This is a genomic window from Comamonas sp. C11 (assembly GCF_024496285.1).
GTDB classification, from domain to species: Bacteria; Pseudomonadota; Gammaproteobacteria; order Burkholderiales; family Burkholderiaceae_C; genus Comamonas; species Comamonas testosteroni_F.
Map to the genome: position 1 here is coordinate 4,878,747 of NZ_CP101743.1, position 14,450 is coordinate 4,893,196.

Genomic DNA, 14,450 nt, shown 5'->3' on the forward strand with positions numbered 1-14,450 from the left:
TGTATCCAGGAACCTCAAGCACGAATGCTCAAAAATTTGGCGGTTTGAGACAGGGACTGCAATTTCAGCTCCTGCCAGCGGCGGCCGCTCGCATCGATATGGACGGCTCCGAAGAAACTCGGGGAATGCTCAGGCGCAGGCTCGGCCTTGGAAAACGCGTCCGCGGCACGCAGGCCCAGCAGACGATCGACCAGCAGAGCCGCGTTGACCTCCAGGGCAGGGTTGAAGGCCAGCAGACTGCAGTCCATCAGTTCCTGCTCATTGCGGACATTTCCATGACCCAGCAATTGAGCCAGGTCCACCACCCCCATCAAAGCACCGCGCAGATTGGCGATGCCCAGAAACCAGGCCTGTGTGTATGGGACGGGCTGAACGCCGGTCCAGGGAAAGATTTCTCCTGCCTGATTCAGCGGTAGCAAATAATCCCGTCCGCCAGCTTGCACTGCCAGCCAGGCAGCAACGCTGACGCCTTCGCTGCGTGCTGCCTGCAGGCGCCCGGCCAGACGGGATTGAAGATCTCGGAGGGCTTCACGGTTCGCCATAAGCAGCGCAGCTCGTTATAGCGCTGCGATCTTGGCTTGGAGCTCGGCGGCATCCACGGGCTTGGTGATATAGCCACGTGCGCCCTGACGCATGCCCCAGACCCGATCGGTTTCCTGATTCTTGCTGGTGCACATGATGATGGGCACATCGGCATACAGGGGATCGCGAGAAATGGCACGCGTCAGCTGAAAGCCGTTCTGTCCAGGCATGACTACATCCATCAGGATCAGGTCGGGCTTGTCTTCGGCCAGGCGCTTCATGGCTTCCTCGCCATTTTCCGCAGTACGCACCTGCATGCCCTGCCTTTGCAAAATATCACTCAGAGCCATCAGCTCCGTCTTGGAATCGTCAACGACCAGAACTTTTTGGATTGTCATCATGCAGCTCCCACATCTGCAGCTTGCAGCGCGAACTGTTGTACGGCTTGCAGCAATTGATCTTTGGTAAATGGTTTGGTCAGATAGTCTTGGCAGCCCACCATGCGACCTCGAGCCTTGTCGAATACACCGTCCTTGGATGACAGCATCACGACGGGCGTATTGGCAAAGCGAGCATTGCGCTTGATGATGGCGCAGGTCTGATAGCCATCGAGCTTGGGCATCAGAATGTCGCAGAAGATGAGCTGGGGCTGGTAGTCATTGACCTTGGACAGGGCATCGAAGCCATCATCGGCCAGAAGAACTTCGTGACCACCTTGCTTGAGGAAAATTTCAGCGCTGCGGCGGATGGTGTTGCTGTCATCCACGACCAGAACGCGCAAAGGCGCACCAGATGCTGTCACGGTGAAATTCCTCCCAATACGGTCGTTGATGGAGTGAGCGGCTCTTGCACTCAGATTTCCACCATTTCAAAATCTTCTTTGCGTGCACCGCATTCCGGGCATGTCCAGTTCATGGGCACATCTTCCCAGCGGGTGTTTGGAGCAATTCCATGTTCGGGGCAACCTTGGGCTTCGTCATAAAGCCAGCCACAGGTCAAACACATCCAGGTTTTAGGGTCAGTCACAGCTTAAAGGGGCTTCACATAGAATGCAACGATTGTATCTAGTCACAACCCCGGCTCCCACCCTTGCATTCCCGGGTGCAAACTGGGGTGCGCCATGGCATTGAACCCCATCTCCCCCACTCCCCCTCGCCGCACCCGCCAGGAAGAAGCGACAGAATCAGCACCCGTCTGCGTGCTGTCTTTCAACAGCAGTGACCCCAGCGGAGCCAGCGGGCTCTCGGCCGACATCGCCACCATCTCCTCCATCGGCGGTCATGCACTGCCGGTGGCCTGCGGCGCCTACGCCAGAGACACGGCCCGCATCTACGAGCACTTTGCACTCGACGATGACGCGGTGACCGAGCAGGCACGCATGGTGCTGGAGGACATTGCCGTCACCGCCATCAAGGTCGGCTTTGCAGGCAGCCCTGCCAACCTGGCCGCCATTGCCACGATCTCATCGGACTACCCCGACATTCCCATCATCAGCTACATGCCGGACCTGTCCTGGTGGGAGGATGACAAGCAGGATCAGTACCTCGACGCGTTCAAGGAGCTTGTCCTGCCTCAAACCTCGGTGTTGGTTGGAAACCACAACACGCTGTGGCGCTGGCTGCTGCCGGACTGGGAAAACAGCCGTGCGCCTACGGCGCGCGACATCGCCATGGCCGCTGAGGCGCTGGAAGTGCCTTATGTACTGGTGACAGGCATCCCCCTGCCCGACCAGTTCGTGGACAACGTGCTGACCACGGCCCAGTCCGTATTGGGCAACAGCAAGTACGAGATGTTTGACGCCACGTTCACAGGTGCCGGTGATACCCTGTCCGCAGCGATTACGGCCCTGCTGGCCACCGGCAACGACCTGGGCGCAGCAACCCTGGAGGCGCTGGAATACCTGGACCACAGCCTGGATGCCGGTTTTCGCCCCGGCATGGGCCACTATCTGCCGGATCGTCTTTTCTGGGCCCAGCCCACCGAGGACGAGGAGTCCGAAGACGAGCAGGCCGAAGACTCCACCGATGACGAACCCGACTCCAAGCCGATTGAAGGCTTTGTGATTCCCTCTCATGACACAAAACACTGATCTGAATATCGCATTGTTCGAACGCGCCAAGGGCGTGATCCCCGGCGGCGTGAACTCGCCCGTGCGCGCTTTTGCCGCCGTGGGCGGCACGCCTCGCTTTGTGAAGCGCGCCCAGGGCGCCTGTTTCTGGGACCAGAACGATCAGCAGTTCACCGACTACATCGGCAGTTGGGGCCCCATGATCCTGGGCCACGGCCACCCCGAAGTGGTCGAGGCCGTGCAGGCCGCCGTGCTCGAAGGCTTCAGCTTCGGCGCCCCCACCGAACGTGAAGTCGTGCTGGCCGAGAAGATTCGCTCCCTCGTGCCCAGCATGGACATGGTGCGCCTGGTCAGCTCCGGCACCGAAGCCGGCATGAGCGCGCTGCGCCTGGCGCGCGGCTACACCGGCCGCAACAAGATCATCAAGTTCAACGGCTGCTACCACGGCCATGCGGATGCCCTGCTGGTCAAAGCCGGCTCGGGTCTGGCCACCTTCGGCGCCTCTTCCTCGGCAGGTGTGCCTGCCGATGTGGCCAAGGACACCATCGTGCTGGAGTACAACGACGTTGCCCAGCTCGAAGAGGCCTTTGCCAAGATGGGCAGCGACATTGCCTGCGTCATCATGGAGCCGATTGCCGGCAATATGAACTTTGTGCGCGCCTCGGTAGACTTCACCCGTCGCATCAGCGAGCTGACCCGCGAGCATGGCGCGCTGCTGGTGTATGACGAAGTCATGACGGGCTTTCGCGTGGCCCTGGGCAGCGCACAAAGCCTGTATGCCAGGGAAATCGAAGGCTTTGCGCCCGACATCACCGTGATGGGCAAGGTCATAGGCGGCGGCATGCCCATGGCGGCCTTCGGTGCCCGCCGCGAGATCATGGAAAAGCTCTCGCCGCTGGGCCCCGTCTACCAGGCCGGTACGCTGTCAGGCAACCCCATTGCCACGGCCTGCGGCCTGAAGACGCTGGAGCTGATCAGCCGTCCCGGCTTCCACGCCGAGCTTCACCTCAAGACCGGCCACCTGATGCAGGGCCTGAAGGCCGAAGCCAATGCCGCCGGCATTCCCTTCAGCGTGGACTGGCAAGGCGGACTGTTCGGCTTCTATTTCCTGCCCGAGCTGCCCACGCACTACGCCCAGGTCATGAAGACCGACGGCAAGGTCTTCAACAAGTTCTACCACGGCATGCTGGAGCGCGGTCATTACTTTGCTCCGGCGCTGTATGAGGCAGGCTTTGTCAGCGCGGCGCACAGCGACGAAGACATCGACCGCACCATCGAAGCGGCACGCGAAGTCTTCAAGACACTGTAAGTCCCCGCCCGCCCACCAGGCCCTGCAGCCCATGTCTGCAGGGCTTTTTCATTGGTGGCGGCAGACTGTGCCAGCACCGGCGGTCCGGCGTTTCACAGCCACGTCATGGACGCTTGCCACGCTCGCGTTTTTGTCAGCAATGAAAGCACCATGACCGACGAATCCAGCAAGCCGACGCTGCACAATCTGCTCAAAGACACCACCGCCGAAGCCAGCGACCTGAACCGCCGCCGCTTTGTGCGCCAGATGGCCTGGGGAGCCGGCGCCATGACCGTGCTGCCGCTCGCGGCCTGCGGCGGCGGCGATGACGGCAAGCCGACGACGGAGCCAGCCATCCCCAAGGTCAGCTTCGCCCATGGCCTGGCCAGCGGCGACCCGCTGTCCGACCGCGTGATGCTCTGGACCCGCATCACCCCACCCGCCGGCCACCAGGCGGACATTCCCGTGCAATGGGAGCTGGCCAGCGACGCGGCGTTCGCCTCCATCGTGGCGCGCGGCGAGAGCAGCGCCACCGCAGCCAGGGACTTCACGGTCAAGGTCGATGCCGGCGGCCTCAAGCCTGCCACGGTCTATCACTTCCGCTTCCGTGCCCATGGCGTGACTTCGGCTGCGGCGCGCACGCGCACCCTGCCAACCGGCTCCGTGGCCCAGGTCAGGCTGGCGGTCTTCTCCTGCGCCAACTATCCGGCCGGCTACTTCAATGTATACGCCGATGCGGCCAGGCGCAGCGACCTGGACGCCACGGTACACCTGGGCGACTACATCTATGAATACGCGCGCGGCGGCTACGCCTCGGCCCAGGCCGAGGCCATGGGCCGCCTGGTCAATCCTGCCGGAGAAATTCTCTCGCTGGCCGACTACCGCGAGCGCCATGCCCAGTACAAGAGCGATGCAGACCTGCAGGCTCTGCATGCTGCCGCGCCCATGATTGCCATCTGGGACGACCACGAATTTGCCAACGACACCTGGAGTGCGGGAGCCGAGAATCACCAGCCCGGTGAGGGCGACTTTGCCATGCGCAAGGCCGCCGCCATGCAGGCCTACCACGAGTGGATGCCCACGCGTACCGCGAGCGCCGAGCTGATCTATCGCAGCTTCGACTTTGGCGATCTGGTCTCGCTGCACATGCTGGACACCCGCGTGATAGGCCGCGACAAGCAACTGGACTATGCCGATTTCATGACCTCTGCCGGCATCGACTCGGCGGGCTTCGCCACGGCCATGGCGAGCCCCACGCGCCAGTTGCTGGGTCAGACCCAGACACAGTGGCTGCAGCAGCAGATGGCGGCCTCCCGTGCCACCTGGCAGGTGCTGGGCCAGCAGGTGCTGATGGGACGCATGAACATTCCCGCGCCCATACTCATGGAGACCATTCAAGCCGGTGCGGGCGTATCGGTCTCGCAGTATGCAGCGCTGGTGGCCAAGGCACAGACCGCACCCGCGACGCTCACGCCTCAGGAGCAGGCCATCCTGGCCCAGCCCTCGATTCCCTACAACCTGGACGCCTGGGATGGCTATCAGGCCGCGCGCGAGACCGTTCTGGGCTCCGCGCGTGAGCTCGGCAAGAAGCTGGTAGTGCTGGCCGGCGACACGCACAACGCCTGGGCCAGCGAGCTGCAGGACATGAACGGCAAGGCCGTGGGCGTGGAGTTTGCGACCTCCTCGGTCAGCTCGCCGGGCTTTGAGGAATATCTGCCGGGCGAAGACCCCGCCACGCTGGCCGCTGCGCTGCAGCAACTCATCAAGCCGCTCAAATACTGCGACACCTCGCGCCGCGGCTATATGCTGGTGACGGCCACGGCGGATGCCTGCCGCGCCGACTGGGTGTATGTGAACACCATCAGCAGCCGCCAGTTCACGGCCAGCACCGAAGCCTCCATGAAAGTCATGGCCAGCGCTCCGGGGCTGCTGGTCAAGGCCTGATCCCCGGGCCCGCAAGGCGGGACAAGCCCGCCCTCAGGGTCGCTGAAAAGCGGCTCTGGCGCGCTCCACTTCAGCTCTGGTGATGCAGCCCGGCGCATGGTCGTTGACCATGCCCATGGCCTGCATCAGCGCATACATGGTGGTCGGCCCGACAAACTTCCAGCCGCGCTTCTTGAGCTCCTTGGACAGGGTTTGCGACTCCGGCGTCTGGGCCTGAATGGTCGTGCCTGTCGATGGCACAGCCGGCTGATAGCGCCAGAAGAACGCGGCCAGCGAGCCTTCGGCCTGGACCATTTCGATGGCCCGCCGGGCGTTGTTGATCACGGCTTCGATCTTGCCGCGGTGGCGCACGATGCCCGCGTCCTGCAGCAGGCGCTGTACATCGGCCTCGCCAAACTGCGCCACGCGATGGAAATCGAAACCCGCAAAGGCCGCGCGAAAGTTCTCGCGCTTGTTGAGAATGGTCAGCCAGCTCAGGCCGGACTGAAAGCCTTCCAGACAGAGTTTCTCGAACAGGCGCTGGTCGCTGTCCACCGGAAATCCCCATTCGCGGTCGTGATAGTGCACATAGCCCGGCGTGGCCAGACACCAGCGGCAGCGCTGCTGGCCATCTTCGGCGGACTGGGTGGGGGAGCGGGTCGGCGTGGTCTCGGTGGGTTCGGTACTCATGCCCAGCACTCTAACCAATGCAAAAGCCCTGCAGAACGCTCTCTGCAGGGCTTTTGTTTTGATAGCTTCTGACGCCTGATATCAAACGATTTCAGAGATAAAACATATTGAAATCGATGAATATAAAGCGCTAACAGCTCACTTTTTATCTGCCTGGGCCAGGCGCGAATGACGCATGCCATAGGCCATATAGATCACCGCACCCAGCGCCATCCAGCCAAGAAAGCGCAACCAGGTCAGCGTGGTCAGATTCAGCATCAGATAAAAGCACAGCAGGGCCGAGAGCACTGGCAGCACAGGCACAAAAGGTACGCGGTAGCCGGCTCCGGCGTCGGGACGCTTCTTGCGCAGCACCAGCACGCCGATGCTGACCAGCACAAAGGCCGACAGCGTGCCGATGTTGATCATCTCCTCCAGCAGCTCCACCTTGGTAAATCCTGCCAGCAGCGCCACGATCACGCCCACAGCCAGTTGCAGGCGAACCGGCGTCTTGCGCCTGGCCGATGTCACGCCCCAGCTGCGCGGCAGCAGGCCGTCGCGGCACAAGGCCAGCAACACGCGCGAGCTGCCCATCAGCAGCACCATGACCACGGTGGTCATGCCGATCAGCACCCCCACCGAGATGACCTGCGCCGCCCAGCCGGCGCCCACGGCAATGAATGCAGTGGCCAGCGACGGGTTCTCGGCCCTGGCCAGTGCCGTATAGGGAACCATGCCGGTCAGCGCCAGCGTGACCAGGATGTAGAGCACAGTCACCAGCACCAGCCCGCCGAGAATGCCGCGTGGCAGCGTGCGCTGCGGGTCCTTGACCTCTTCGGCCGAGGTTGCCACCACATCAAAGCCCAGGAAGGCGAAGAACACCAGCGATGCGCCCGAGATCACGCCCAGCCAGCCGTACTGGCTGGGCTCGGCACCGAACAACCAGGCCAGCATGGGCTGCCCCCACTGGTCACCGCTTACGCGATGGGCCACCACGGGCAGCTGTGCGCTGGGCACAAAAGGCCTGAAGTTGTCGGTGTTCATATAGGTGAAGCCGACGACGATCACAAACACGGTGATCGCCAGCTTGATGACGGTGAACAGGTTGTTGACCTTGGCCGAGACCTGGGTGCCCGCAATCAGCAAGGCCGTGAACACGGCCACGATGAAGAACGGTCCCCAGTTCAGCGGGAAGCCGCCGATCTCGACGCTCTGCGCAATCTCCAGTCCTGCCGTGGAGAACACGGCCGACAGATAGATACCCCAGTACTTGGCCAGCACGGCAGCGGCCGAGATCATCTCCAGCAGAAGATTCCAGCCAATGATCCAGGCCAGGCCCTCGCCCAGCGTCAGATAGGTATAGGTATAGGCGCTGCCCGTGACGGGCACGGTGGAGGCGAACTCGGCATAGCACATGATGGCAAGCGCACAGGTCGCGGCCGCCAGAATGAAGGAGAAAATCACGGCCGGCCCGGCAAAGCTGCCGGCTGCGCGTGCCCCCACCGAGAAAATCCCTGCGCCCACGGCCACGGCCAGGCCCAGAATCATCAGATCGAAAACGCCCAGCGTGCGCTGGAGCTGTCGGCCCGGCTCGTCGGAATCGGCCAGCGCCTGTTCAATTGTTTTTGTTTTCAGCCACTGCATGCATATCCCCGGGCTCTTAGCCACGCTTTTGGCGCGGCGTCTTCGGCCCGGTCCTTTTGGTCAAAAAGGCATCCTAGGGATTTCACCGATGACGCGCAGATTCCCTGCAGCATCACCAGTCTATCTGCATGTTTTGTGCAGGCCTGGCTGCACACCCATCTCAAAACAGACTAGTCAGGCCCGCGCTTCACGAAGCCTGCACCGCGCTCAAAAATCGCGCTGCAGTCCTGCATGCAAGCGAGCACTGACGCAGGATTCAAAAAGACCCGAGGCAGAGCGATCCTGCCCGGCTCAGATACGCGGAGGCTGTGGCGGCACATCGGCCGGGCGAATCAGCAGGCAGAGCACCGGCACCAGCATCAGCGCCGTGACCACATCCAGCACATGGTGCTGATGCACCAGCATGGTTGAGGCGCAGATGGCCGCGCTCCATAGCGCAATCAGCAGACACAGCCCCCTGCGACCACGATGCCATTGCGCCTGGTAGATGGCCAGACAGGTCAGCGCCGTGTAGACGATGTGCAAAGAGGGCAGCAGATTGTGCGGCTTGTCCACCAAGAACATGGTCGCAAAAATGCTGCGATAGGGCTCGAATTCGGGAATCGCGCGCTCGAAGGCCAGATTTGCCGGGAACAGCACAAAGATCAGACCGCAGATCAGCGTACCCAACACCTGGCGCTTGCCCAGCGCCGCCGTGCCGGGCTGCCCCACCAGCCAGAACGGCAGGGCCAGAAACGGGAAGAACGAGAAATAGACAAAGATGAATTCCGGCACCAGCGGAATCATGGCATCCCAGCGCGTGATGAAGTCATAGCGCTGATCGCGCAGGCTGGCCAGCCAGTTGGCCGTGGGATAGATCGCGTAAGTGGCGATGTTCACCCAGATGGCCCAGAAGACAAAGCCACGCTGACGGGCCAGGTCATGCACAGGCCTGTGCAAGGCTTGATCGGTTTGACTCAGCACAGGTGCGGGCGCGGGTTTTCTCATGTGACGATTATGAAAGCAAGGCCGGCCACCGTGCGCAGGCTGCAAAGCAAAAAAGGCCACCAGCGCAAAGCGCTAGCAGCCCTTGAATTCACGCCGGATCTCAGCGACCCGGCTTATCGAGCCTCAGCCGATGGCGCCTGAGCCGACAGCACCCAAAGGGCCATCTGCAGAGAATCGGCCTCACTGATTTGCGGGTGGCGCGGCATGATCACATTGCCCCAGACACCCACACTACCGCTGCGAATCTTGGCCGCCAGATAGCTCTGGGCATCGAGTTGCGAGCCGTACTTCTGTGCGATCTCCGTAAATCCCGGGCCCACAAATTTGCGGTCCAGACCATGGCAGCGCATGCAATCTGCGCCCTCCACCAGCTTTCGGGCCGCCGCCAGCTCGGGCTTGGCAGCCACCAGCGCATCCGCCGCCTTCTCGGCCGTGCTGACCCGCATGATGCGCCAGCCAATATTGGCCACGCCCAGGGCCGACGCCAGCATGACCAGCCCGATCAGCCAGCCAATCCAGCGCGGCCTGGGCGGATAGTTTTCTTCGTCGTCGATAGGATCAGTCATACCAAAGCAGATTCGCAAAAAAGTATGGCCGGCAGACGCCAGCCATTGAGCACATCACCCCAACAGACATGTCCTATCAAAGGGACAGCGAGCAAGAGCCGCCTCGCAGCGAGGCTGTCGTCCCCCTCCCGATGCCAAGCATCGAGAGAGGGGGAAGGCGCGATAGCGCCTCAGGGAGAGCAATCAGTGCCTGAAATGGCGCACGCCGGTGAAGACCATGGCCACGCCACGCTCATTGGCCGCATCGATCACTTCCTGGTCGCGCATGGAGCCGCCAGGCTGGGCCACGCAGGTAGCGCCCGCATCGACCACCACATCCAGACCGTCACGGAAGGGGAAGAAGGCATCCGACGCCACGACGGTGTTCTGCAGCGACAGCTTGGCGGCTTCGGCCTTGATGGAGGCGATGCGGGCCGAATCCAGGCGCGACATCTGACCTGCGCCCACGCCCATGGTCATGCCGTTCTTGCAGAAGACGATGGCATTGGACTTGACGAACTTGGCCACGTTCCAGGCGAACAGCAGGTCCTGAAGCTCTTCGGGGGTAGGCTGCTTGACGGTCACGACCTTGAGGTCGGCCAGCTTGAGCTCATGGTTGTCCGAGGTCTGCAGCAGCAGGCCCGAGCCGATGCGCTTGGACTCGATGGCGTTGCGGCCGTTGTCCCAGTCGGTTGCGCCGCCGGCGGGCAGAGCGATCTTCATCAGGCGCACATTGACCTTGGCCTTGAAGATTTCCAGGGCTTCGGCGCTGAACTCGGGAGCCATCAGCACTTCGACGAACTGCTTGGACACGGCTTCGGCAGCGGCCTTGTCCACAGCGCGGTTGAAGGCGATGATGCCGCCGAAGGCGCTGGTGGGGTCAGTCTGGAAGGCCTTGGAGTAGGCTTCGAAGGCGTTGGCACCCACGGCCACGCCGCAAGGGTTGGCGTGCTTGACGATCACGCAGGCAGGGGTGTCAAAGCTCTTGACGCATTCCCAGGCCGCATCGGCATCGGCGATATTGTTGTAGCTCAGCTCCTTGCCCTGCAGCTGCACGCCCGTGGCCAGCGAGCCGGGAGCGGGGTACAGATCGCGGTACCAGGCGGCTTGCTGGTGGCTGTTTTCACCGTAGCGCAGATCCTGCACCTTGATGAAATGGCCGTTGGACTGGCCGCCGAACAGGGCGCGCTCGGGCACGTATTCTTCGCTGAGCTTTTCGTCTTCGAACTTGACCGAGGACAGGTAGTCGCTGATCGCACCGTCGTACTGGGCAATGCGGTTGAAGGCTGCCACGGACAACGCAAAACGCAGCTTGTCGGACAGCTTGCCGTTCGCCTTGAGTTCGGCCAGAACGGTTTCGTACTGGTCGGCGGCGGTCAGAACGCCCACGTCTTTCCAGTTCTTGGCAGCGGAACGCACCATGGCGGGGCCGCCGATATCGATGTTCTCGATGGCGTCGGCCAGCGTGCAGCCAGCCTTGGCCACGGTAGCTTCGAAGGGGTAGAGATTGACCACCAGCAGGTCGATGGTCTCGATGCCATGTTCCTTCAAGGCAGCCATGTGCTCGGGCAGTTCGCGGCGAGCCAGCAGACCACCGTGCACCATGGGGTGCAAGGTCTTGACGCGGCCGTCCAGCATCTCGGGGAACTTGGTGACTTCGGCCACTTCGGTCACGGGCAGGCCCACGCCTGCCAGCAGCTTGGCGGTGCCACCGGTGGACAGCAGTTGCACGCCCAGGGCGTGCAGGGCTTGCGCAAATTCGACGATACCGGTCTTGTCAGAGACGGAGATCAGAGCTTTCATGGGCGTCAATTCAAAGTTTGGATAAAAACAAGCTGAAAGTGCAGATATATCAAGCGCTTGCAGCTATGGATTCAGTAGCATCGTCGTTCAGAGCAACTCGTGATCGACCAGCTTTTTGCGCAGGGTGTTGCGATTCAGGCCCAGCCATTCGGCGGCGCGCGACTGGTTGTTGTCGGCCTGGCCCATCACCACTTCCAGCAGCGGTTTTTCGACAAGACGAATCACCATGTCGTAGACATTGGCCGGTGTTTCGCCCTCGAGATCGCGGAAATAGCCCTCCAGGCTATCGCGAACGACTTGTTCTAAATTCTGATTGCTCATGCAGCCATTTCTGCCGGTTCGTCCAGCTCGCTGCTTGCTTCAGCAGCGGCCGTGGCCGCCGGGATCCGCTCCATCTGCTGCCCCAGGGCATCCAGATAGTCGGCCACGGCCTGCCATTGCACCGCACAGTCCTCAATAGTGTTGATGTGTTTTCTGAACTCTTCCCCGCCCGGCAGAGCTCGCAGATACCACGCAATATGCTTGCGGGCGCTGCGCACGCCGACTCCCTCGCCATACAGGCTGTAGTGATCTTGCAAATGTTCGAGCAGCAGACGACGCAGCTCGGCCACCAGGGGGGGAGCCAGATGCTCTCCGGTGGCCAGAAAGTGCGCGATCTCGCGAAAGATCCACGGTCTGCCCTGAGCTGCACGGCCGACCATGATGGCGTCTGCCCCCGTATAGGCCAGCACATCGCGGGCCTTTTCGGGGCTGTTGACATCGCCATTGGCCACCACAGGCACTTTGACGGCCTGCTTGACGGCCGCAATCGTGTCGTACTCGGCAAAGCCCTTGTAGCCTTGCTCGCGCGTGCGGCCGTGCACGGTCAGCATCTGGATGCCGACATCTTCAAACTGGCGCGCCAGCAGAACTGCGTTCTTGTGCGTATCGCACCAGCCGGTGCGCATCTTCAGGGTGACTGGCACGTTGTAAGGACGTGCGGCCTCCACCACGGCCTGGGCAATCTCCACGGCCAGCGGCTCGTTCTGCATCAGGGCGGAGCCCGCCCATTTGTTGCAGACCTTCTTGGCCGGGCAGCCCATGTTGATGTCGATGATCTGCGCGCCGCGCTCGATGTTGTAGATGGCAGCCTCGGCCATCATGAGCGCTTCGGTGCCGGCAATCTGGACCGAAATCGGCCCAGGCTCGCCTTCATGGTTGGCACGGCGACTGGTCTTGAGACTGTTCCACAAGTCCTTGCGGCTGGTCACCATCTCGCTGACCGCATAACCGGCTCCCAGTGCCTTGCACAGCTGGCGAAACGGCCGGTCCGTCACACCCGCCATGGGAGCGACAAACAGACGATTTGCCAATGGAATATGACCAATGTGCAGGGCGGGCATGGAGAGAATTTGGTTTCTGCGGCAGGTAATGTCTGACACAGACCGGGCGCTGGAAAAGAGGGAACAATTATACCTGCTCAAATTTTCAGCAAAACCAAACTCCATGCATCACCCTGTGAGGCGAGTCACTATCGAGCAATGCACCACCGGCGTCTCAGTTTTTACGCACCGGCATATCAAAGTACTGCTCGGGATAGGGCTCGCTGACCAGCGTGTAATGCCACCACTCCTCTGGCAGGTTCTTCCATCCGTTGCGCTGCATCAGGCTGCGCAGCCAGCGGCGGTTGTGCTGCACATCCGGCGATTGCTGGGCATTGTCGGTATGCGACTGCTCGTCAAACAGATCGAAGGGCGTGCCCATGTCCACTTCGATTCCGTCGGCCAACGGCCCGCGCACCAGCTTTCTGGCGCGCTTGGCATCCACCACCAGCAGCGTCATGTCCACGGTGCTGGCACGGCTGTGACCCGATTTCTCGGCGATGTAGCCACGCTTGAAGAGCTCGCTCTTGGGCACGCGCGGGTAATACATATCCTTGTTTTTCTGATCGGCCATATCGCGCCCCCAGCGCACAAAGTCGTCGACGGCCGCCTGGGGTCGGTAACAGTCATAGACCTTCAGAGCCAGACCCTGTCCTGCCAGTTCCTTTTGAACAGTTGCCAGAGATTCGGCGGCCACGCGGCTGAGCCAGCAAACCCCGGCTTCATAGCCAGCCACGGGGCGGCCCATGAAGTTGTGCTTGGAGACATAGCGCATGTCCTGCTTGATGCCGGGCGCCAGCGTCGCCAGCGGCACCAGATCGGCAGCCGCCGTGACCGCTGGTTTGGCATCAAACGGCACGATGGTCTTCATGTTCGGTGCGCAACCAGCTATCAAAAGCAAAACGACCGCCAGGCCTGCTGCCTGACTCGATCGCATCATTTTTTTTAGAGGGCTGAAAGCCATTCCTACTCCCATTGATCTGGCGTTACCGGATAACACCCGTGTACGCATTTGAATAAGAAACCATATATCAACAGCCTGCAATCAGGCTGATGACCGAGAAATGACAGGATGCAAAGTTCAGGGAATTGAGCGACCCGCCTAAACTAGCCGCCCTATGGAAGCGTGGATACATCAGTTGCTGCAATGGCTGGCCCTGCCGGAGCTGGGCCTTAGCACCGTGTTTGTCGTGGCCCTGGTCTCTGCCACCCTGCTGCCGCTGGGCTCTGAGCCGGTGGTGGCCGCACTGGTCTCAGCCAACCCCGATCTGTTCTGGCCCGCCATTGTGGTCGCGACGACTGGCAACACGCTGGGTGGGGCCATCAGCTGGTGGATGGGACTGGCCGCCAAACAGGCCTGGAACAAGGCCAAAAAGCTGCGCCGACATGGAGAGCCGCCGCCCCAGAACATGCACCACAAGTCACGCTGGAACCGCGTCGCCCGTTACTGGCTGCGCAAATACGGCGCCAAGGCCTGCCTGCTGAGCTGGCTGCCCGTCGTCGGCGACCCGCTATGCGCGGTCGCCGGCTGGGTGCGCCTGCCTTTCTGGCCTTGCGTCGCCTATATGGCAGTTGGAAAATTCCTGCGCTATACCTTGATGACGGCAGGCCTGCACCAGATCATCCTGCGGTTTTTCTAG

At 61.7% G+C, this 14,450-nt stretch carries 16 protein-coding genes; 4 read left to right on the forward strand and 12 right to left on the reverse strand.

The window, feature by feature from the left end:
* Nucleotides 1-14: 14 nt before the first annotated feature.
* From NOX35_RS22500 to NOX35_RS22515, 4 genes are read right to left on the reverse strand one after another with little or no spacing between them, the layout of a single operon-like run.
* Nucleotides 15-542 (reverse strand): chemotaxis protein CheW, encoded by a 528-nt coding sequence (locus NOX35_RS22500; protein ID WP_182284492.1) that lies wholly within the window; start codon nt 540-542, stop codon nt 15-17.
* 15 nt (nt 543-557) lie between these two features.
* Nucleotides 558-920, reverse strand: coding sequence for a PleD family two-component system response regulator (locus tag NOX35_RS22505; protein WP_182284493.1), 363 nt, complete (start codon nt 918-920; stop codon nt 558-560).
* Complete coding sequence (locus NOX35_RS22510; protein WP_003071158.1) at nt 920-1,324, reverse strand: PleD family two-component system response regulator; 405 nt, start codon at nt 1,322-1,324, stop codon at nt 920-922. The genes NOX35_RS22505 and NOX35_RS22510 overlap by 1 nt, the downstream gene beginning before the upstream one ends.
* Nucleotides 1,325-1,374: 50 nt before the next feature.
* The gene (locus tag NOX35_RS22515) at nt 1,375-1,527 is read right to left on the reverse strand and encodes a rubredoxin (RefSeq protein ID WP_034399566.1); all 153 of its coding nucleotides are present in this window, start codon (nt 1,525-1,527) and stop codon (nt 1,375-1,377) included.
* Between the two features lie 115 nt (nt 1,528-1,642).
* Between NOX35_RS22515 and NOX35_RS22520 the strand changes: the two genes are divergently transcribed.
* The 3 genes from NOX35_RS22520 to NOX35_RS22530 all read left to right on the forward strand — a co-directional run bounded on the left by NOX35_RS22520 (nt 1,643) and on the right by NOX35_RS22530 (nt 5,822).
* Nucleotides 1,643-2,611 (forward strand): bifunctional hydroxymethylpyrimidine kinase/phosphomethylpyrimidine kinase, encoded by a 969-nt coding sequence (locus NOX35_RS22520; protein WP_256494789.1) that lies wholly within the window; start codon nt 1,643-1,645, stop codon nt 2,609-2,611.
* Entirely contained in the window at nt 2,595-3,899 is a 1,305-nt protein-coding gene (gene hemL, locus NOX35_RS22525) for a glutamate-1-semialdehyde 2,1-aminomutase (protein ID WP_256494790.1), read from the forward strand. Before NOX35_RS22520 ends, hemL begins: the two co-directional genes overlap by 17 nt.
* Before the next feature lie 150 nt (nt 3,900-4,049).
* A complete protein-coding gene (locus NOX35_RS22530; RefSeq protein ID WP_256494791.1) occupies nt 4,050-5,822 on the forward strand; it encodes an alkaline phosphatase in 1,773 nt (590 codons plus the stop codon).
* A gap of 33 nt (nt 5,823-5,855) precedes the next feature.
* On the opposite strand, the gene NOX35_RS22535 is transcribed toward NOX35_RS22530, so the two are convergent.
* The 8 genes from NOX35_RS22535 to NOX35_RS22570 all read right to left on the reverse strand — a co-directional run bounded on the left by NOX35_RS22535 (nt 5,856) and on the right by NOX35_RS22570 (nt 13,681).
* Nucleotides 5,856-6,491 (reverse strand): DNA-3-methyladenine glycosylase I, encoded by a 636-nt coding sequence (locus NOX35_RS22535; RefSeq protein ID WP_256494792.1) that lies wholly within the window; start codon nt 6,489-6,491, stop codon nt 5,856-5,858.
* Between the two features lie 138 nt (nt 6,492-6,629).
* Entirely contained in the window at nt 6,630-8,114 is a 1,485-nt protein-coding gene (locus tag NOX35_RS22540; protein WP_256494793.1) for an amino acid permease, read from the reverse strand.
* A gap of 291 nt (nt 8,115-8,405) precedes the next feature.
* Nucleotides 8,406-9,101, reverse strand: coding sequence for a hypothetical protein (locus NOX35_RS22545; RefSeq protein WP_256494794.1), 696 nt, complete (start codon nt 9,099-9,101; stop codon nt 8,406-8,408).
* Nucleotides 9,102-9,214: 113 nt separating this feature from the next.
* Nucleotides 9,215-9,667, reverse strand: a complete 453-nt coding sequence (locus tag NOX35_RS22550) for a c-type cytochrome (RefSeq protein ID WP_256494795.1) — start codon at nt 9,665-9,667, stop codon at nt 9,215-9,217.
* A 183-nt stretch (nt 9,668-9,850) separates the two neighbouring features.
* Nucleotides 9,851-11,449 carry a bifunctional phosphoribosylaminoimidazolecarboxamide formyltransferase/IMP cyclohydrolase gene (purH, locus tag NOX35_RS22555; protein ID WP_256494796.1) on the reverse strand — a complete coding sequence of 533 codons (1,599 nt, stop codon included), beginning with the start codon at nt 11,447-11,449 and terminating at the stop codon, nt 9,851-9,853.
* A gap of 87 nt (nt 11,450-11,536) precedes the next feature.
* Nucleotides 11,537-11,770, reverse strand: a complete 234-nt coding sequence (locus tag NOX35_RS22560; RefSeq protein ID WP_003071135.1) for a Fis family transcriptional regulator — start codon at nt 11,768-11,770, stop codon at nt 11,537-11,539.
* Entirely contained in the window at nt 11,767-12,831 is a 1,065-nt protein-coding gene (gene dusB, locus NOX35_RS22565) for a tRNA dihydrouridine synthase DusB (RefSeq protein WP_182284500.1), read from the reverse strand. The genes NOX35_RS22560 and dusB overlap by 4 nt, the downstream gene beginning before the upstream one ends.
* Before the next feature lie 154 nt (nt 12,832-12,985).
* Nucleotides 12,986-13,681, reverse strand: a complete 696-nt coding sequence (locus tag NOX35_RS22570; RefSeq protein ID WP_256494797.1) for a M15 family metallopeptidase — start codon at nt 13,679-13,681, stop codon at nt 12,986-12,988.
* Between the two features lie 247 nt (nt 13,682-13,928).
* Between NOX35_RS22570 and NOX35_RS22575 the strand changes: the two genes are divergently transcribed.
* Nucleotides 13,929-14,450, forward strand: coding sequence for a YqaA family protein (locus NOX35_RS22575; protein WP_256494798.1), 522 nt, complete (start codon nt 13,929-13,931; stop codon nt 14,448-14,450).